This is a genomic window from Aeromonas sp. FDAARGOS 1407 (genome assembly GCF_019048725.1).
Classification (GTDB): domain Bacteria; phylum Pseudomonadota; class Gammaproteobacteria; order Enterobacterales; family Aeromonadaceae; genus Aeromonas; species Aeromonas enteropelogenes.
In genome coordinates, this window is record NZ_CP077399.1 from 1,479,843 (window position 1) to 1,496,228 (window position 16,386).

The window sequence follows — 16,386 nt, forward strand, 5'->3', positions numbered from 1 at the left end:
GACGGGGCTTGATTGAAAGTAAAGACTCACATGCGGCTTTTTTGAACGATGAGTAAAAACATGGAATGTGACATATATCACATTTTATATCCTGTCTCCCACGTGGTTCCGGGCTGCGTGGGCCAGATGCTGACGGGAGGGCTTCAGGTTGCCGCCGAGATCGGGCCAGGGCAGCCAGTGATCCGGCACCATAAAGCCGGGCAGGGAGGCCCTGATCCAGGCGGTCAGTTCGGCATGGGGAACGGGTTCTCCGTGCCAGTCGATAAAGGCAGCGGGGCGCTGCCCCCACTCATCGTTCGGCACCGGCACCACCAGTGCCTGGGCGATGGCGGGGTGATCCACCAGCCGCTGCTCTATGGTTTCGGGCTGGATGTTCTCCCCGCCCGAGATGAAGAGGTTGTCGAGTCGTCCCTCCACCACCAGCTCGCCGTTCGGGGTGAGGTGCCCCTTGTCCCGGGTGTGAAACCAGCCCTCTTCGTCGAGGGGCAGCTCCAGCGCGCCATCACGGTAGTAACCGGCAAACAGGGTGGCACCGCGCACGCAGATCTCCTGTCCCTTGATGCACAACTCCCGCCCCGGCAGCGGGCGGCCCACCATCCCCGCCCGGGTGGGCAGGGCGGTACAGACCTGGCTGCCCATCTCGGAGAGGCCGTAACTCACCTTGGGGGTGAGCCCCATGGCGGTGAGGCGTTCGACCAGCGGCTGCGGGATGGCGGCGCCGCCGAGCAGCAGCTCGCGCAGACGGGTGCGCGCAGGATCGAAGCCCCGGGCCAGCAGGCGCCAGAGCTGGGTCGGCACCAGGGACAGGTGGGTGATGGGCTGGCGCTCGAGCCGCGCCTCGAGGGGGCGGCTGCGATCGTCCAGCACCAGGGCGGCTCCCGCCAGAAAGACCCGAAACAGGATGGCGTAGCCGCCGACATGAAACAGCGGCAGGGAGAGCAGCCAGCCACACTCTTCGTCGAGGGGGATGAGGGCTGCGGAGCCCCGTGCCGAGGCCAGATGGTTGGCCAGCCGGTGCACCACGGCTTTCGGTGTGCCGCTGGAGCCCGAGGTGAGGATCATGTTGTTGAGCTGGGTTGGCTCAAGCGGCCACTCATCATAACCTGTTGCCAGCTCGCGGCTGAAATCGAGCCGCAGCGCCTGCCAGTCACCGCTCGGCATGTCGCCCGCTGACCAGAAGGCCCGGGCGTCGAGGCGGCCGGCCAGTTCGACTTGTCGGGTGAGCGGAAAGGCGGGGTTGAGCGGACAGAACACGATACCGCTGCGCACGCAGGCCCAGGCCAGCAGCACATCCTCCAGCGCGCCGCGCACCACGGCGGCCAGATGATCCCCGCGGGTGAGCCCGGCCCGGGCGAGCTGGTCGCACAGGCTGTTGAGGCGCAGATCGAGCGTCCGGTAGCTCAGCGGGGTGTCGGCGTGGATGGCGATGCGATGGGGGGCGAGCCTGGCCCAGTGGCGTACCGGGCAAGTCTCCTGGATTGGAGCGGGGAAATCAGTCACGGTAAAACAGGGTCTCCAGGGCGCCGGTGTCCGGCTCCCCGGCTTCGTTTAACAGATCCGCCGCCATCCAGCGACGGGTATCCAGCCCGGGGGCCTGCTCCGGGGCCCACTCTCCGGCGAGGTGGAACAGTTGGTTCAGGCCAAGGCCGGATTCGAAGCAGGAGGAGATGATCACCTTGAGCCGCAGCTCGCGGGCGCGGTTGATCAGCGCCTCGCAGTGGGCCAGCGAGCCGAGCAGCATGGGCTTGAGCACCAGGGCGCGCAGCTGCGGGATGGGCTCCCATGGCTTGCCCTGGGCCAGCAGCTCGTCCAGCGCCACCGGCATGCCGGTGCGGTTGGCGACAAAAGCGATGTCGGCGAAATCGGCACAGGGGTCTTCCAGATACTCGATCCGGTTCGGGTCCAGATGGCCGCAGAAGGTCCAGGCCTCCTCGCGGGTCCAGCCCTGGTTGGCATCCAGCACCAGCTTGAGGGTCGGAATGCGGTCGCACAGCAGCCGGATCAGTGCCAGCTCGTCCCGCATGGGATAGCGGGCCACCTTGAGCTTGGCTTTGTTGGGAGTGCGATGGAGCCACTCTTTCCAGTGTTTCAGCAACTCCTGGGGGGAGCCCTGAATAAGGGGATAGGGTTCGGGCAGGGGGGCCGTCTGTGCGGGCCAGACCCGGCGAGCACAGTCAAAGCCAAATTGCACCGAAGGCAGGCGCGGGGCTATGGGTTGCCCCGCGGCCAGTTGTTCCAGACAGGCGATGGCCTCGGCGTGTGCCTCGGCCAGGGTCTCTTTGGAGAAACCGGGCAGGGGGGCTATCTCCCCCCAGCCGTCGTCAATGCGGACCAGCAAGCCCTCGCGCGCCACCTCCACCTTGCCGTGAAAGGTCAGGGGCTGGGTAAAAGGCAGTCGGTAGCGATAGAGGGCGAGTGTCATCAGGGGTTCCGCTTGTATTTGGAGAAGTCGGGGCGGCGCTTTTCGTTGAAGGCATTGCGCCCTTCCTGACCCTCTTCGGTCATGTAGAACAGCATGGTGGCATTGCCCGCCAGCTCCTGCAAGCCCGCCTGGCCATCGCAGTCGGCGTTCAGCGCGGCTTTCAGGCAGCGCAAAGCCATCGGGCTATGTTGCAGCATCTCGCGGCACCAGCGCACGGTTTCACGCTCCAGCTCGGCGACCGGTACCACGGTATTGACCAGTCCCATGTCGAGGGCCTGCTTGGCGTCATACAGACGGCACAGGAACCAGATCTCGCGAGCTTTCTTCTGGCCGACGATGCGCGCCATATAGGAGGCACCCCAGCCGCCGTCGAAGGAGCCCACTTTCGGACCGGTCTGGCCGAACATGGCGTTGTCCGCAGCGATGGTCAGATCACACATCATGTGCAGCACATGGCCGCCGCCGACGGCGTAGCCGGCCACCATGGCCACCACGGGTTTCGGGCAGGTGCGGATGTCGCGCTGGAAGTCGAGCACGTTGAGGTGATGAGTCCCCTCGTCGTCGCGGTAGCCACCGTAGTCGCCGCGGATCTTCTGGTCGCCACCGGCGCAGAAGGCCTTCTCGCCGAAGCCGGTCAGGATGATGGTGCCGACCTGATCGTCATAGCGGGCATCAGCCAGCGCCTGCAGCATCTCTTTCACGGTGCGGGGGCGGAAGGCGTTGCGTACCTGGGGGCGGTTGATGGTGATCTTGGCAATGCCATCGCCGGACTTGTGATAGAGGATGTCCTCGTAACCGGCGGAGCAATCGCGCCACTCGACAGGTGCGTACAGTTCCGCTTCCGTCATTGCCTCAATCATGGTTTTTTCCTTCTAGTCTGTTCGAGCGAAAATGGAGCAATCACGGCCTGCTGGACAGGTGCGTACAGTTCCGCTTCCGTCATTGCTTCAATCATGACTCTTCTCTTCTGGTTGGTTGACCCACTTCGCAAGGAACCGGGCAAAGATCTCGGGCTGGCTGGCGTGCAGGTTGTGGCCGCCATCCAGTACCAAGTGGTTGATTTTGCGATGCTGACTCGCCAGCTGGCAAGCCAGGTGGTGGAATTTCTGATCCCGCTTGCCGCTCACATAGGTGACCGGCAATTCGGCCTTTGCCAGCCAGGGGGCGAGATCGGGCTGTTGCCCCAGCGAGGTGGCGCGCAGCATGGTGGCGATGGCGCCACCCCGGTTGCCGAGGCGACGGGCGATCTGGCGGGCACGGGCCGTTTCGTCCAGATCGGCAAAGACCCCCTGCCGGTACCAGTCCGCCAACACGTCGGCAAGCGGCTCGCGCTCGAAGCGTTGTGCCCACCCCTCGTCGTGGGCGATGCGGGCGGCCCGCTCGGCAGCAGGCAGACCGGGATGGCAGTTCTCCAGCAGCAGGGCCTGCAAACCATTCGGGGAGCGGCTGGCGTGATAGAAGGCGAGGCGTCCGCCGAGGGAATAGCCCGCCAGCAGATAGTGCTCGATATTTCGCGCGGCCAGCTCGTCACAGAGCCAGCGATGGGCCTCGTCAAAGCCGTTCACCCGCACCGCGTGGTTGCGGCCGTGGCCCGGCAGGTCGAGGGCCACGCAGCGGATGGCGGGCAGGCGATCGATCACCGGCTGCCAGTCAGCGGCATCCCCCAGCAGGCCGTGCAGCAGCACCAGGGTGTGCGGCCGTTGGGGCTGTTCAGGCGCCACGGATGGCGGCCCCCAGCGCCTTGAGATCATCGGCCACCTGCTCGCTCGGCACCCGGATCTCGATCAGGGTGACGCCGTCACCAAGCGCCTCGGTATAGGCCTGCTCGAACTCGGCCAGGCTGTCCGGCGCACGATAGGCGAGGCCGAACATGGCGGCGGCATGCTCGAAGCACAGGCCATGGGGCAGCCGGTAGTAGCTCTCCAGCAGCTCCCCTTCGGTGGGCACCGGCAGCATGCGAAAGATGCTGCCGCCATCGTTGTTGAGCAGGATCACCACCAGCGGTCGGCTGGCCTTGCCAAGCAGGGCCAGGCTGTTGAGATCGTGCAGGGCGCTGAGATCCCCGAGCAGCAGGGTGGTGGGCTCGGCGCTGCCCTGCTCGACCGATTGCGCGAAGCCGTAGGCGGTGGCAATGAGGCCATCGATGCCGGAGGCGCCGCGGTTGGTCATCACCCGGCTCGGTCCCTGGCCTGGAATGCCCAGCATATCCATCAGCCGGGCCGGCATGCTGTTGCCGACAAACAGCTGACCGCGGATCAGTCGATTGAGGCGATGGCATACCCCCAATTCGGAGAAGCGCTCGCAGGCGGCGACGATCTGTCGACTCGCCTTCTGTTGCAGGGCGTCCAGCCGGTGCCAGGGAGTCGCCGTGGCTGCGACCGGATGAGTCGCCACGAAGGCGCTGGCGCTGCACAGCAGGCGGTTGCGCAGCCGGTAGTCGGGGTCGAGCCGGGCCGGCTGTGGATCCACCAGCCAGTAATCCAGCCAAGGGTGGCTCTTGATAAACTGGCCGAGGCGCTTGGAGACCAGACGGGCGCCAAATTGCAGCAAGACCTCGGCGCGCCCCAGTTCGGCGACGAAGCCGGGATCGTTGAGCGCCAAATCCATGTGGATGAGGTTGCGAGCATCGAAGCGGATCTGGCTCTGGATATCCGCCAGCAGGGGCCAACCGAGGCGCTCGGCCAGCTCTACCACCGCCTGTGCCTGGTCGGGGTAGGTGATCCGCCCGGCGACGATGACGCCGCGCCTGCCTTGCATCTCGCTCCAGTCGGGCTGGGGTGGGCAGCTCTGCTCACCCAGCTGCCAGGGGCTCCAGGGGCGACCCGAAGTGAGCCAGTCGCCGAGGGGGGCGAGATAGGCGGCAAAATCCTGATACTGGTCGCCGGGGTAGAGGGGCTCGGGATACATGCAGTTGATGTGTACCACCCCCGGCGTGCGCGCCTGCTGCGCCAGCGCCTGATCCACCGAGCTCAGTACGAAGGCGGCGGGGATGGTAGGAGTGGGGCTTGGCAGACTCTGCTGAAAAACGGGGTAGTGGCCGAAGATCCCCTGCTGGTCGATGGCCTGGTTGGCGCCGTTGTCGATGAGCTCGTGGGGGCGGTCGGCGGAGAGAATGATGAGCGACGCGCCGGTGAGCTGGGCCTCGGCCACCGCGGGCCAGAGGTTGGCGACCGCGGTGCCCGACGTCATGATCACAGCTACCGGCCGGTTGCTGCCCTTGGCCAGTCCCAGCGCCATGAAGCCCAGGCCCCGCTCGTCGAAATGCAGATGGCGGCGAAACCCGGAGTGGGCGGCGGCGGCCATGGTGAGCGGGGCGCTGCGCGAACCCGGGGCCAGCGCGATATCGCGCACCCCGAGGCGATAAAGCTCCTCCAGCAGCAGGGAGGACCAGACATGGTTGAAGGTGGCGTGCTGAGTGGGAAAGACGGTGCTCGCAAACACTTCACTGGCGGACATAAGCGCTCTCGCGGGTTGGAAAGAGGATGAACGGCTATCCCAGCAGGGAGAGCACATTGGCGATCTTGTTGTCGAGCTCGGCCCACTCGGCGGCGGGCTCGGAACCCGCCACTATGCCGGCGCCGGCAAACAGGGTGACGCTGCCAGGCTGGATGCGGGCGCTGCGAATGGCGACGGCAAACTCCGAAGTCTCCCGGCTCAGCATGCCGCAGGCCCCGGCATACCAGCCGCGCTCGTAGGGTTCGTTTTCGCGGATGAAGGCCAGCGCCGCTTCGCGCGGGGCGCCACCCACCGCAGGGGTCGGGTGCAGGGCTTCGAGCAACTGCCAGTCACAGACACCGGGCTTGAGCTCGGCCTCGATGTCGCACTTGAGGTGCTGCAGCAGGCGCAGCTTCAGGATGCGTGGCTCGGTCAGGGTGGCGTCGTGGGCCAGCTGGGCCAAGCGGCTCAGGATATCGGCATGCACCAGCCGATTCTCCAGCCGGTTCTTGCTGTCGGCCAGCAGCTCGGCGGCCAGGGCGGCATCGGTCGCTTCGTCGCCGGAACGGCGGATGGTACCTGCCAGCGCCTCGCTAAAGAGGTGGCGATCCTCGCGTCGGTAAAGGCGCTCGGGGGAGCAGGCGATAAAGGCCTGCTCGGGGGAAAACTGGAAGCCGAAGTGGAAGCAGTCCTGGGCATGGCCGATCCACTGGTTGAGCATGACCCAGGGGCAGACATCCTCGCCGCCCCGATGGCTGGTCAGCACGCTCTCGCGGGAGAGCACCACCTTGGGGGTGTGGGCCTGAAATGCGGGGGAGGTGACTTGCTCCACCAGGCGTTGCCACTGGGCCGGCTCAGGGCAATCCTGACGCTGCCAGCGCTGCTTTTGCAGCTGGGCCAGGGGCGCCTCCGGCTGCAGGGCGTCGAGGGCGGCTTCGGCGGCGGCCAGCTCGGACTCGAGGTTCTCTTTGGTCAGCCAGAGGTTGAGGCAGAGGCTGACACACTCGCCGCGGCGCACCAGCTCGATGCGGGGCAGCACGAAGCGGCAGGCGCCAAACCCTTGCCAACCCGGCTGGGCCGGATCGAACGCCACGCCGCCATAGTAGCGGGGGCTGTCGTCATGATACTGGCTGGTGTTGGTGCAGACCTGGCGGATGGCATCGGGCTCGGTCAGCTCGTGGATGGCGCCCAGGGCAACATACTCGGGGCGATCCTGGCCACGGGCGTGCCAATAGATGCGGGGGTAGAGAGTCTGCGCCGCGAGCCAGCCCAGGAAGGATCGAACCTCGATCCCTACGCGCAGTCGTACGAAGCCGCTGACGTTGTTGTGACGCAGGGCGTCCAGTTGTTGCTTGATATGGGTCTGAGCCAACATGGATGTAGTGTCTGAACCGGGTAGTAACGACCGATCCCGTAGCAGGATGCCGTAGGTTTATGCCAAAGGGCGATGATTTCCTATATATTATCTGCCCATTCGTCCATGTAAATCGCCCGAGGGAGCTTCACTTCCGGGGCCCAGTATACCCAAATCCGGTTCGATAACCCTTAACACGATCAATATCCGATTGTTTGGCCATCACAATATGACAAATACCTTATCTACATGGTTGCTGGCGGCTCGTTTGCGAACATTGCCGCTCGCCTGCTCGTCCATTCTCCTGGGTTCCGGGCTGGCTGCCAGCCGCGGCGCCTTCGACGGCACCATCATGGCGCTCTCCCTGCTGACCGCCATCCTGCTGCAGATCCTCTCCAATCTGGCCAACGACTACGGCGATGCGGTCTCCGGTGCCGACAATGGCGAGCGGATCGGTCCCCAGCGGGCCGTGGTATCCGGCCTCATCACCCGCAAGCAGATGTGCGTGGCGATGGCGCTGACCGCGCTGGCGGCGGTGGCGAGCGGCCTGTTGCTGCTGGGCTGCGCCTTCGGCGGCCAGTGGCTGCAGATCCTGGCGTTCGTGGTGCTGGGTGGGGCGGCCATCGTCGCTGCGGTGACCTACACGGTGGGCAAGACTCCTTACGGTTATCGCGGTTTCGGCGATATCTCGGTGTTCCTCTTCTTCGGCCTGCTGGGGGTGCTCGGCTCCTACTACCTCTTTACCAAGACCCTGCAGTGGGATCTGCTGCTGCCCGCGGCCGCCTGTGGCCTGCTGGCTACCGCCGTGCTCAACATCAACAACGTGCGCGACATCGAAACCGATGCCGCCAGCGGCAAGATCACCCTGGCGGTGCGCCTCGGTCGCAATCGCGCCATCGCCTATCACTGGGTGCTGCTGGGATCTGCCGTGCTGGCGACCGTGCTCTTCATCCTGACCCAGCCTGCCAGCTTCTGGCCCTGGATCTTCCTGCCGGCCATGAAGCCACTGACCGATGCGGCCAGGACACTGCGAGAGAGTTTCGATGGCGAGGTGCTGACAGGCGCCCTCAAGAAGACCGCCATCAGCGCCTTCCTCTACAGCCTGTTGCTCTCCATCGGGCTGGCGCTCTCCTGAGTCGCGACCCGTTTTGGCAATGAAAAAGGGCTCCCGGACGGGGGCCCTTTTTGCTGGCTGAGGTATGCTGCCTTGCATGCCACCCACCAAGCAGGGAAAGCCGCCATGCGCGACTCACTCAGAGAGAAAATCATCCAGGTCTGCCAGCAGAAAATTGTACAAAAGGGGGAGGCAGTCGGGCTCTCCTTCTATGCCTTCTTCGCCAACAAGAATGAGGATCCCGAGTTGTTGATGGAGGCGGCGACCTGGTGGATCCAGACCCACAGGCTCGATCACTTCGAAAAGGCCAGCAAGATCCTCCGGCTGGTCGAGGCGATGAAATAGGCCGAATTGAAGCAGCAAGGGCTCCCCATCGGGAGCCCTTGCTATTGAATGGCGTTGTCATTCGGTCGTGAGAGTGGGGCCTAGCCTATCTCCGCCAGTTTTGGTGCGCGGCGGGAGAAGATCAGGCTGTCCAGCAGCCAGATGGCGACCATGGAGGCGCCCACCAGCGGGAAGCAGATGCCGAGGAGGATCAGCAGGGCGATGGCGCCACGCATGGGGGGGAGGCTGGCGGGCAGCGGAGGGGCTGCCAGGCGGCCCTGCGGGCGACGGCACCACCAGATCCACAGGCCGCTCACCGCGCTGGCCAGCACCATCAGGCAGATGAGCAGCATGGCGAGCTGGTGAGGCCAGCCATAGAGCTTGCCCATGTGCAGCATGACGCCGGTCTCCACCGTCTTGGCCACCGGGCCGTAATCCTGCCAGCGCACGTCGGCCAGCACCTTGCCGCTGTATTGATCGATGTGCAGGGTGGCATCGTTGCGCGGGTCGTCGGCAAACAGGGCGATGGTGAAGACACCGCTATCCCCCGCCGGCGGCGTGATGCTGTAACCCGGGCTGACCCCGCGCTCGCGGGCAATCTCCACCACCTGTTGCAGCGGGATGCGCCGGCTGGCCATCACCACGCCGTCGTGGGTACTGCCATGGTCCATGGCGCCGTGATCATGGCCCTCTTCCGCCATCCGGGAGTCCGGCATGGGGGTATTTTCCACCGCCCAGGGCACTGTCTGCTCATGCGCCTGGTTGAGGCTGCGGGCAAGGGGGGCCGATTTGGGCACCTGGTTCCACATGGCGGCGGGGAAGCGGTTCCACACATTGGCAAACTGATCGCCCCAGAAACCGGTCCAGGTCATGCCGCTCAGCAGCAACAGCAGCAGGAAGCCGGCACCCCAGAAGCCGACCACGGCGTGCAGGTCACGCCACCAGAGGCGGCCACGCTGGTGCATTCTGGGCCAGAGGATGCCGCCCATGCCCGGTCCCTTGCGTGGCCACCAGAGATAGAGGCCGCTGATGAGCAGCACCAGCCCCCAGCCAGCGGCCAGCTCGATCAGCCTATCACCCGTGGTGCCAAGCAGCAGATCGGCGTGCAGGGCGCGCGCCACCGCCTGAAGGTTCCACTTGTTGTCCATGGTGCCGAGCAGGTCGCCGCTGGCGGGATCCATGAACAGGGTCAGCTCCTGGCCCTGTTGCATGACGATGAGCTGGGCGCTGGCATCCGGGCTTGCCGGCGGCAGGTATTTGCGCAGGCTGGCATCCGGCATGGCAGCCATCGCCCTGGTCAGCAGCTCATCGGCGCTTAGGGTCTGGGCCGTCGGGGTCACCTTCATCAGCTCGGGGTACATCAGGTTGTCGAGCTGAGGCTTGAACAGATAGATGATGCCGGTCAGGGAGAGCAGGATCAGGAAGGGGGCGACAAACAGGCCGGCATAAAAGTGCCAGCGCCAGATCCGTTGGTAGTAATGGGCATCCCTGTTTTTCATCTCGTGTCCTTATGTCGATGACCAACATTCCTGCTGGTGGAGTGTTTTATGGCCGCGGATGATAACAGCAACGTTTTGTTAACGGCAATGCCACATCTCTGGTCGGACCCTTGGATGAAATGAAAAGAGATTGTTGATAAAGATCATAATGAGTGGAAGCAAGGGGGCGCCATGGGGGCTGTGGCAGTATGGGAACCGGATGGTGTTTTCGATGCTGTAGATTTTTTGATGTAAATCATTATCTTATAGCAACAGCCACTGGAGTGGCGCCGGTCAGGGAGGAACGGAATGCAGCCGCACGGCAAGTTTGCAATGGAACGCAGGGGGCAGATGCTGATCTGCCGCCCGAGTGGTGCCTTCAATCTGGCGGGCGCCATGGCCTACGAGGCCCGCTTCCGCGATGCGCTGGCGGAACTGCAAGGCGGCCCCTGGGGCATAGTTGAGGTTATCACCGAGTTCGAGGCGGCCGGCCCCGAAGTGCTGCACCGCTTTCATCGCCAGTTTGACTGGTGCGCCGGCAGCGGTTGCCAGTATCTGGCGGTGGTGTTGTCGGGAGGCTTCAAGCGTTATCTGGCCGATCAGGTCTTCGCCGGTGTGCCCTTCAAGGCGGTGCATTACTGCGAGTGCGAGCAGGCGGCCATCACCTGGCTCGAGGTGCAGCTGGCCCGCTCACCTTCTTAACCGAGTTTGATAAACCACTTGTCCCGTTCGTCGATGCAGTCGGGTTCGCCCATCTCGAATTCGCGGCAGATCAGGGGGCGCACATCGTAGATGCGGCACATCATGGTGTTGCGATCGAGCGCCGCGCACCAGCCATCGTCCAAGCGCTGCATCACGGGCACTTCGCCCTCCCGCTCTTCGATGTAGCGGTCCGGCACCCCTGTGTCGGTCAGCAGCATTACTTCCAGGCGGCAGCAGCAGGCTTCGCAGTTCTGGCAGCTTATCTGTGGCTCAGTTGTCCGGGTCATGGTCTCTGTCTTGTCGTCTTGCGACCTTGGTGAAAATGAAACAGGCGCCATGCCGGCGCCTGTGCTCGTCGGGCTTAGCCCAGTTTGCGGGCGCGGTAGCTGCGTCCCTTGATCTTGCCTTCCTGCAGCCGCTTGAGCGCCGCCTTGGCCACGCTCTGCTTGACCGCGACGTAGGAGTACTGCTCGGCGATCTGGATCTTGCCCACATCTGCCCCGGCAATGCCACCCTCGCCGGTCAGGGCGCCCAGGATATCCCCGGCCCGCACCTTGGTCTTGCGACCCGCGTCGATGGATAGAGTCACCATCTGGGGCGCAAGCGGCTTGATAGTGCGGCCGATGGCATCGAGATCGCCCTGTGGCAGCGGTGCCTGCTGGTACTCCTCGATGAGGTTGACGCGCTGCGCTTCGTTCGGCTGATAGAGGCTCAGGGCCAGACCCTGCTGACCGGCGCGACCGGTGCGACCGATGCGGTGCACATGCACCTCGGGGTCATAGGTGAGCTCATAGTTGATGACGGCGCCCAGCTCCTTGATGTCGAGGCCACGGGCCGCCACGTCGGTGGCCACCAGTATGGTTGCGCTGCCGTTGGCAAAGCGCACCAGCACCTGATCCCGTTCGCGCTGCTCCAGATCGCCGTTCAGCGCCAAGGCCGAGAAGCCCTTGGCGGCCAGGTGGTCGGCCACATCGTTACAGGCTCGCTTGGTGTTGCAGAACACCACGCAGGAGGCCGGTTGATAGTGGCTCAGCAGCCAGGTGAGGGCGTCGAGACGCTGGCCGGCCGGCACTTCATAGAGCTTCTGTTCGATGGCGCTCTCCTGATGCAGGGACTCCACGCTCACCTCGACCGGGTTGCGCTGCACGCCACGACTCATCTGGGCGATCCCCTCCGGATAGGTGGCGGAGAAGAGCAGGGTCTGGCGATCCCGCGGCGCATAACCGATGACCCGGTTGATGTCTTCGCCAAAGCCCATGTCCAGCATGCGATCCGCCTCGTCCAGCACCAGCGTCTTGAGGCAATCCAGATCGAGGGTGCCCTGTTCCAGATGCTTGAGCACCCGGCCCGGGGTGCCGACGGCGATGTGGGCACCAAAGCCCAGGGTGGCCGACTGCGGTGCGGTCGGGGTGCCGCCGCACAGGGTCACCAGCTTGACGTTTGGCAGGGTGCGGGCCAGGCGGCGGATCTCGGTGGCCACCTGATCCGCCAGTTCGCGGGTCGGGCAGAGCACCAGTGCCTGCACCTCGAGCCGGTTGACGTCGAGGCTGGCCAGCAGGCCGAGACCGAAGGCAGCGGTTTTGCCGCTGCCGGTTTTTGCCTTGGCGATCAAGTCTTTGCCATCGAGCACCAGAGGCAGGCTCTGGGCCTGGATCGGGGTCATCTGCAGATAACCCAGGCTGGCGAGGTTCTCTTGCAGGGCGGAGGGGAGGTTCAGGCTGCTAAATTCGCTGTTGTTCACAAAAGGACTCTATTTCACGGAAAACGGGGTGCGCGGCGCGCAAGGGGGCGCATCATACCAGAATGCGGCGTCCGATGTGGCGGAAATTTGAACGGTTGACCGAGGGGCTGTTGGCGGGGTCATTGGTTTATCTGCCAGAGTTTGATGGCAAGCCAACGGCAGCTGCGAAGAAATTAAATAAAAGGTGTTTGGTTATATAAGATAAACGTTTTGCTGATGTCTTGTTTAAATAAAGGAATGTTTCGGCGCCTGTTTAAACAGGGTTAAAAATATCAAAGGTCAATTAATGTTATCTGATTAATAATTTATCGCATTGAATTTGTTCAATTTTGATGTTTTTTACTCAAAGCGTTAAAAATGGTTTATTAGAGATTAATTTAAAAACGTTTTTACCATAGCAAGCTCCCGCTTATTGAGTGGGAGTGTGATGATTCTCTGATTTTTAAATATACGAATCTCTATGATGGCGCCGGTCGAAAATTACAATTCACCCAGGTGCTACAGGTATGGAATATCTTCACTTCGTGCTCGGACTCGTGATGGTCCTTGCGCTCTCGCTGCTGGTCAACCGCCACAACAGGAAACAGATCAAGGTGCGCTACATCATCCAGCTGCTGGTGGTCGAGCTGGCGCTGGCCTGGTTCATGCTGAACTCGGAAGTGGGTCTGGCAGTGGTAGGAGGCTTTGCTGCCGGCTTCACCAAGCTGATGGAGTTTGCCAAACAGGGAACCGACTTCGTGTTTGGCGGCCTGGTCAACGAGGGGGCTTTCTCCTTCTTCCTGATGGTGCTGATGCCCATCGTTTTCATCTCCGTGCTGATCGGCATCCTGCAGTACATCCGTCTGCTGCCGCTGGTCATTCGCGGCATCGGTACCGTGCTGGCCAAAATCAACGGCATGGGCAAGCTGGAATCCTTCAACGCCATTAGCGCCATGATTGTTGGCCAGTCTGAAAACTTCATCGCGCTCAAGAAGATACTGCCGCACCTCAACGAGAAGCAGATGTACACCCTGGCGGCGACCGCCATGTCCACCGTCTCCATGTCCATCGTCGGCGCCTACATGCAGCTGATCGAGCCGCGTTACGTGGTGGCCGCTCTGGTGCTCAACATGTTCAGCACCTTCGTGGTGTTGTCCCTCATCAACCCCTACGAGCCGGACAACACGGTGACCGACGCCAAGGCGCTGGCCGAGGGGGACGAGCACCACACCCCGAAGAAGGAGAACTTCTTCGAGATGCTGGGGGAGTACATCATGGCCGGTTTCACCGTGGCGGTCATCGTCGGGGCCATGCTGGTGGGCTTCATCGCCCTGATCGCCCTCATCAACTACCTGTTCGAGATGGCGTTTGGCGTCAACTTCCAGCACGTCATGGGCTACATCTTTTACCCCATCGCCTGGATCCTGGGCATCCCGGGCAGTGAAGCGCTGCAGGCGGGCTCCATCATGGCGACCAAGCTGGTGACCAACGAGTTCGTGGCCATGATGGATCTGGGCAAGATCGCCGCCGATCTCTCGCCACGCACCGTCGGCATCCTCTCCATCTTCATGGTCTCGTTCGCCAACTTCAGCTCCATCGGCATCATCGCCGGTGCGGTGAAAGCGCTGAACGAAGAGAAGGGCAACATGGTCTCCCGCTTCGGCCTCAAGCTGGTCTACGGCTCCACCCTGGTGAGCTTGCTCTCCGCCGTGATCGCAGGCATCATGATCTGATCATTCGCTGCCTTGCGATTGTCAGGCCCCCGGCTTTTCGGCCGGGGGCTTTTTCATAGGCGCCAGCCGCACCACCAACCCGCCACCAGCAGGGTGAGGGTGCAAAAACCGGTCTCGAGGGCGCCGCCACTTTTAAGGGGCCAGCCCGGCAACCGGTAGCGCCGCTTGCCGGGCCACAGCAGCGGAATACCGGCCGGGGTGAGCCAGTCCCCCAGCAGATGGCTGAGATAGCCGACGATCAGGGCATCCTTGACACCAACCGGCAGGGTATCGGGGAGCAGGCTCTGGTTCAGCCCCCAGATGGCAACAGCCACCGCCAGCAGACTGTGGGTGAAGCCGCGATGACCGAACAGCCGGGATAGCGGTTTCGAGATCCACGGCAGCCGCTGTCCCAGCACAGATTTGGGGTGATCGAGATCCGGCAGCAGGGCGCTGGCCAGTGCCGCGGGAATGGCGTGCCACAGGCTGGCATCGGCCAGGGCCGGGGTGAGCTGGAATTTGTGGGCGAGCAGGGTGCAGGTAACGGAAAACAGCAGGTGCCCTTGGGCGGTCATGGTTGTCACGGCGTGGAGAAACGGCGGCGCATCTTACCAGTGTCACCGGGGATTGCAGCAAAAAACCGGGGCCGGCAGGCAGGCCCGGTCACTCGTTGCGCGGATCTTCCACCTGGACGTGAAGGGGCACCCGTTTTTTGCCAAGCACCATGGCCCGCAGCAGATCGCTGCGGGTGAGGCGATCGGTCAGGATCACCACGGCGGCATGGACGCCCACCGCCGCCATCAGGGTGTTGGCGATGACGCCGTGCAGCTCCTCCAGCCAATCCTCGCCCCAGAAAGCATCCCAGGTAGTGAGCCAGCCGGTGACGATAGTGCCGAGCAGCGACAGCAGCAGCAGCCAGATCATCAGGGCGCCAACCGGATTGTGCCCGAGGTAATAGGGATGGCGCCCTTGCAGCAGCTGGCGCAAATAGGCGCGCACCCTGGCCGGGGTGGGCCACCACTGGCCGAAGCGGGCATAGTAGGAGCCGACCAGCCCCCACAACAGCCGGATCAGCAGCAGGGCACCCAGGGCATAGCCGACATATCTGTGGTTGCGGCTGCCCTCTTCCAGCACGAAGAAGTTGAGCAGACAGAGGGTGACCGTCAGCCAGTGAAATACCCTGATGACGGGGTCCCAGACCCGGGTTTCAGTCCAGTTGGTCATGGCAAGGCTCCATAGAGAGGGCCGCGGGGTGCGGCCCGTCGGGACGTCAGTTGTCGATCTCTTCTTTCACCTTCTTGAGATCGGTCGGGTCAAAGTAGATCTCTACCCGGCGCTTCTCCTTGTCCCAACCGTAGATCTCGTAGCAGTTGGTGTCGGTGACCTTGAACTTCTTGATCTCGTAACCCATCGCCTTGATCTGCGGCTGGGCATCGGCCTCGCTCAGCCAGCTGGCCTTGTCGGTCTGGGTACACTGGGGTTCGGCCAGGGCGGCGGCACTGAACAGGGGGATCAGCAACAACAGGGGGGAGAATTTCATCACGGGCTCCTTGTGGATGTCAGTCAAACATCCACAAGGCTAGTTCGTGAGGCTTAAGAAAGAATTAAGCGCGAAACGGGCGGAGGGCTTTTTTGCAGGCAGCGGGGCAGAGTGCCAGGGTCACCCCAGCTTGCCGCGGATCAGCCACTTGTCGAGGGCGTTGGCGAAACGCTGCTTGTCGGCGGCGTTGAGGGGGGCCGGGCCGCCGGTCTGGACCCCGGCCGAGCGCAGCTCCTCCATGAAGTTGCGCATGCCGAGCCGCGCCTTGATGGTCTCGCGGGTGTAGATCTCGCCGCGGGGATTGAGCGCCTCGCCGCCGGCCTCGATCACCCAGGAGGCGAGGGGGATGTCCCCCGTTATCACCAGATCGCCGGGTTGTACCTGCTGGGCGATGACATGATCCGCCACGTCGAATCCCTTCTCCACCTGCTGGGTCTTGATGAAGGGGGAGGGGGGGACCCGCAGCCCCTGATTGGCCACCAGAGTGGTCACCACCTGGGCACGGTGGGCGGCGCGGTAGAGGATCTCCTTGATGGGAATGGGGCAGGCATCGGCATCAACCCAGATCGGCATGGCGTGGTTTCC

The 16,386-nt window shown here is 63.4% G+C and carries 17 protein-coding genes; 4 read left to right on the forward strand and 13 right to left on the reverse strand.

What is annotated here, in order from left to right:
* Positions 1 to 84 precede the first annotated feature (84 nt).
* The 6 genes from I6L37_RS07160 to I6L37_RS07185 all read right to left on the reverse strand — a co-directional run bounded on the left by I6L37_RS07160 (position 85) and on the right by I6L37_RS07185 (position 7,232).
* Positions 85 to 1,500, reverse strand: a complete 1,416-nt coding sequence (locus I6L37_RS07160; RefSeq protein ID WP_216993628.1) for an AMP-binding protein — start codon at positions 1,498 to 1,500, stop codon at positions 85 to 87.
* A complete protein-coding gene (menC, locus tag I6L37_RS07165; protein ID WP_216993629.1) occupies positions 1,493 to 2,422 on the reverse strand; it encodes an o-succinylbenzoate synthase in 930 nt (309 codons plus the stop codon). The genes I6L37_RS07160 and menC overlap by 8 nt, the downstream gene beginning before the upstream one ends.
* Complete coding sequence (menB, locus tag I6L37_RS07170; RefSeq protein WP_197460131.1) at positions 2,422 to 3,270, reverse strand: 1,4-dihydroxy-2-naphthoyl-CoA synthase; 849 nt, start codon at positions 3,268 to 3,270, stop codon at positions 2,422 to 2,424. The genes menC and menB overlap by 1 nt, the downstream gene beginning before the upstream one ends.
* A 99-nt stretch (positions 3,271 to 3,369) precedes the next feature.
* Complete coding sequence (gene menH / locus I6L37_RS07175) at positions 3,370 to 4,173, reverse strand: 2-succinyl-6-hydroxy-2,4-cyclohexadiene-1-carboxylate synthase (RefSeq protein WP_216993630.1); 804 nt, start codon at positions 4,171 to 4,173, stop codon at positions 3,370 to 3,372.
* A complete protein-coding gene (gene menD / locus I6L37_RS07180) occupies positions 4,133 to 5,878 on the reverse strand; it encodes a 2-succinyl-5-enolpyruvyl-6-hydroxy-3-cyclohexene-1-carboxylic-acid synthase (protein ID WP_216993631.1) in 1,746 nt (581 codons plus the stop codon). The genes menH and menD overlap by 41 nt, the downstream gene beginning before the upstream one ends.
* Positions 5,879 to 5,912: 34 nt before the next feature.
* Positions 5,913 to 7,232, reverse strand: a complete 1,320-nt coding sequence (locus I6L37_RS07185; RefSeq protein WP_216993632.1) for an isochorismate synthase MenF — start codon at positions 7,230 to 7,232, stop codon at positions 5,913 to 5,915.
* A gap of 208 nt (positions 7,233 to 7,440) precedes the next feature.
* On the opposite strand from I6L37_RS07185, the gene I6L37_RS07190 reads away from it, so the two are divergent.
* Positions 7,441 to 8,346 (forward strand): 1,4-dihydroxy-2-naphthoate polyprenyltransferase, encoded by a 906-nt coding sequence (locus I6L37_RS07190; protein WP_042072708.1) that lies wholly within the window; start codon positions 7,441 to 7,443, stop codon positions 8,344 to 8,346.
* 105 nt (positions 8,347 to 8,451) lie between these two features.
* Positions 8,452 to 8,670 carry a DUF6500 family protein gene (locus I6L37_RS07195; RefSeq protein ID WP_216993633.1) on the forward strand — a complete coding sequence of 73 codons (219 nt, stop codon included), beginning with the start codon at positions 8,452 to 8,454 and terminating at the stop codon, positions 8,668 to 8,670.
* An 80-nt stretch (positions 8,671 to 8,750) separates the two neighbouring features.
* On the opposite strand, the gene I6L37_RS07200 is transcribed toward I6L37_RS07195, so the two are convergent.
* Positions 8,751 to 10,148 carry a PepSY domain-containing protein gene (locus tag I6L37_RS07200; protein WP_216993634.1) on the reverse strand — a complete coding sequence of 466 codons (1,398 nt, stop codon included), beginning with the start codon at positions 10,146 to 10,148 and terminating at the stop codon, positions 8,751 to 8,753.
* A 288-nt stretch (positions 10,149 to 10,436) separates the two neighbouring features.
* Here I6L37_RS07200 and I6L37_RS07205 point away from each other — a divergent pair, with 288 nt between their 5' ends.
* A complete protein-coding gene (locus tag I6L37_RS07205; protein ID WP_216993635.1) occupies positions 10,437 to 10,829 on the forward strand; it encodes a hypothetical protein in 393 nt (130 codons plus the stop codon).
* Here I6L37_RS07205 and I6L37_RS07210 read toward each other — a convergent pair.
* Both I6L37_RS07210 and dbpA read right to left on the reverse strand, forming a co-directional pair.
* Positions 10,826 to 11,116, reverse strand: coding sequence for a YkgJ family cysteine cluster protein (locus I6L37_RS07210; protein WP_026456947.1), 291 nt, complete (start codon positions 11,114 to 11,116; stop codon positions 10,826 to 10,828). The genes I6L37_RS07205 and I6L37_RS07210 overlap by 4 nt on opposite strands.
* Before the next feature lie 74 nt (positions 11,117 to 11,190).
* Positions 11,191 to 12,570, reverse strand: a complete 1,380-nt coding sequence (gene dbpA / locus I6L37_RS07215) for an ATP-dependent RNA helicase DbpA (RefSeq protein WP_026456946.1) — start codon at positions 12,568 to 12,570, stop codon at positions 11,191 to 11,193.
* Between the two features lie 506 nt (positions 12,571 to 13,076).
* Here dbpA and I6L37_RS07220 point away from each other — a divergent pair.
* Positions 13,077 to 14,282: a NupC/NupG family nucleoside CNT transporter gene (locus tag I6L37_RS07220; protein WP_216993636.1), complete on the forward strand. Its 1,206-nt coding sequence runs from the start codon at positions 13,077 to 13,079 to the stop codon at positions 14,280 to 14,282.
* 53 nt (positions 14,283 to 14,335) lie between these two features.
* On the opposite strand, the gene I6L37_RS07225 is transcribed toward I6L37_RS07220, so the two are convergent.
* From I6L37_RS07225 to I6L37_RS07240, 4 genes are all read right to left on the reverse strand, one after another.
* Positions 14,336 to 14,836 (reverse strand): metal-dependent hydrolase, encoded by a 501-nt coding sequence (locus I6L37_RS07225; RefSeq protein WP_216993637.1) that lies wholly within the window; start codon positions 14,834 to 14,836, stop codon positions 14,336 to 14,338.
* Positions 14,837 to 14,924: 88 nt separating this feature from the next.
* Positions 14,925 to 15,485, reverse strand: coding sequence for a cytochrome b/b6 domain-containing protein (locus I6L37_RS07230; protein ID WP_042025905.1), 561 nt, complete (start codon positions 15,483 to 15,485; stop codon positions 14,925 to 14,927).
* Between the two features lie 46 nt (positions 15,486 to 15,531).
* Complete coding sequence (locus I6L37_RS07235; RefSeq protein ID WP_216993638.1) at positions 15,532 to 15,801, reverse strand: PepSY domain-containing protein; 270 nt, start codon at positions 15,799 to 15,801, stop codon at positions 15,532 to 15,534.
* Between the two features lie 120 nt (positions 15,802 to 15,921).
* Positions 15,922 to 16,374: a YaiI/YqxD family protein gene (locus I6L37_RS07240; RefSeq protein WP_026458268.1), complete on the reverse strand. Its 453-nt coding sequence runs from the start codon at positions 16,372 to 16,374 to the stop codon at positions 15,922 to 15,924.
* Positions 16,375 to 16,386 lie beyond the last annotated feature (12 nt).

What these genes read in the sequence shown, in the direction of transcription:
- menC (WP_216993629.1), bottom strand. Translation starts at nt 2,422, where the DNA reads ATGACACTCGCCCTCTATCGCTACCGACTGCCTTTTACCCAGCCCCTG.
- menB (WP_197460131.1), bottom strand. Translation starts at nt 3,270, where the DNA reads ATGACGGAAGCGGAACTGTACGCACCTGTCGAGTGGCGCGATTGCTCC.
- menH (WP_216993630.1), bottom strand. Translation starts at nt 4,173, where the DNA reads ATGATCTCAAGGCGCTGGGGGCCGCCATCCGTGGCGCCTGAACAGCCC.
- menD (WP_216993631.1), bottom strand. Translation starts at nt 5,878, where the DNA reads ATGTCCGCCAGTGAAGTGTTTGCGAGCACCGTCTTTCCCACTCAGCAC.
- I6L37_RS07185 (WP_216993632.1), bottom strand. Translation starts at nt 7,232, where the DNA reads ATGTTGGCTCAGACCCATATCAAGCAACAACTGGACGCCCTGCGTCAC.
- I6L37_RS07190 (WP_042072708.1), top strand. Translation starts at nt 7,441, where the DNA reads ATGACAAATACCTTATCTACATGGTTGCTGGCGGCTCGTTTGCGAACA.
- I6L37_RS07195 (WP_216993633.1), top strand. Translation starts at nt 8,452, where the DNA reads ATGCGCGACTCACTCAGAGAGAAAATCATCCAGGTCTGCCAGCAGAAA.
- I6L37_RS07200 (WP_216993634.1), bottom strand. Translation starts at nt 10,148, where the DNA reads ATGAAAAACAGGGATGCCCATTACTACCAACGGATCTGGCGCTGGCAC.
- I6L37_RS07205 (WP_216993635.1), top strand. Translation starts at nt 10,437, where the DNA reads ATGCAGCCGCACGGCAAGTTTGCAATGGAACGCAGGGGGCAGATGCTG.
- I6L37_RS07210 (WP_026456947.1), bottom strand. Translation starts at nt 11,116, where the DNA reads ATGACCCGGACAACTGAGCCACAGATAAGCTGCCAGAACTGCGAAGCC.
- I6L37_RS07220 (WP_216993636.1), top strand. Translation starts at nt 13,077, where the DNA reads ATGGAATATCTTCACTTCGTGCTCGGACTCGTGATGGTCCTTGCGCTC.
- I6L37_RS07225 (WP_216993637.1), bottom strand. Translation starts at nt 14,836, where the DNA reads ATGACCGCCCAAGGGCACCTGCTGTTTTCCGTTACCTGCACCCTGCTC.
- I6L37_RS07230 (WP_042025905.1), bottom strand. Translation starts at nt 15,485, where the DNA reads ATGACCAACTGGACTGAAACCCGGGTCTGGGACCCCGTCATCAGGGTA.
- I6L37_RS07235 (WP_216993638.1), bottom strand. Translation starts at nt 15,801, where the DNA reads ATGAAATTCTCCCCCCTGTTGTTGCTGATCCCCCTGTTCAGTGCCGCC.
- I6L37_RS07240 (WP_026458268.1), bottom strand. Translation starts at nt 16,374, where the DNA reads ATGCCGATCTGGGTTGATGCCGATGCCTGCCCCATTCCCATCAAGGAG.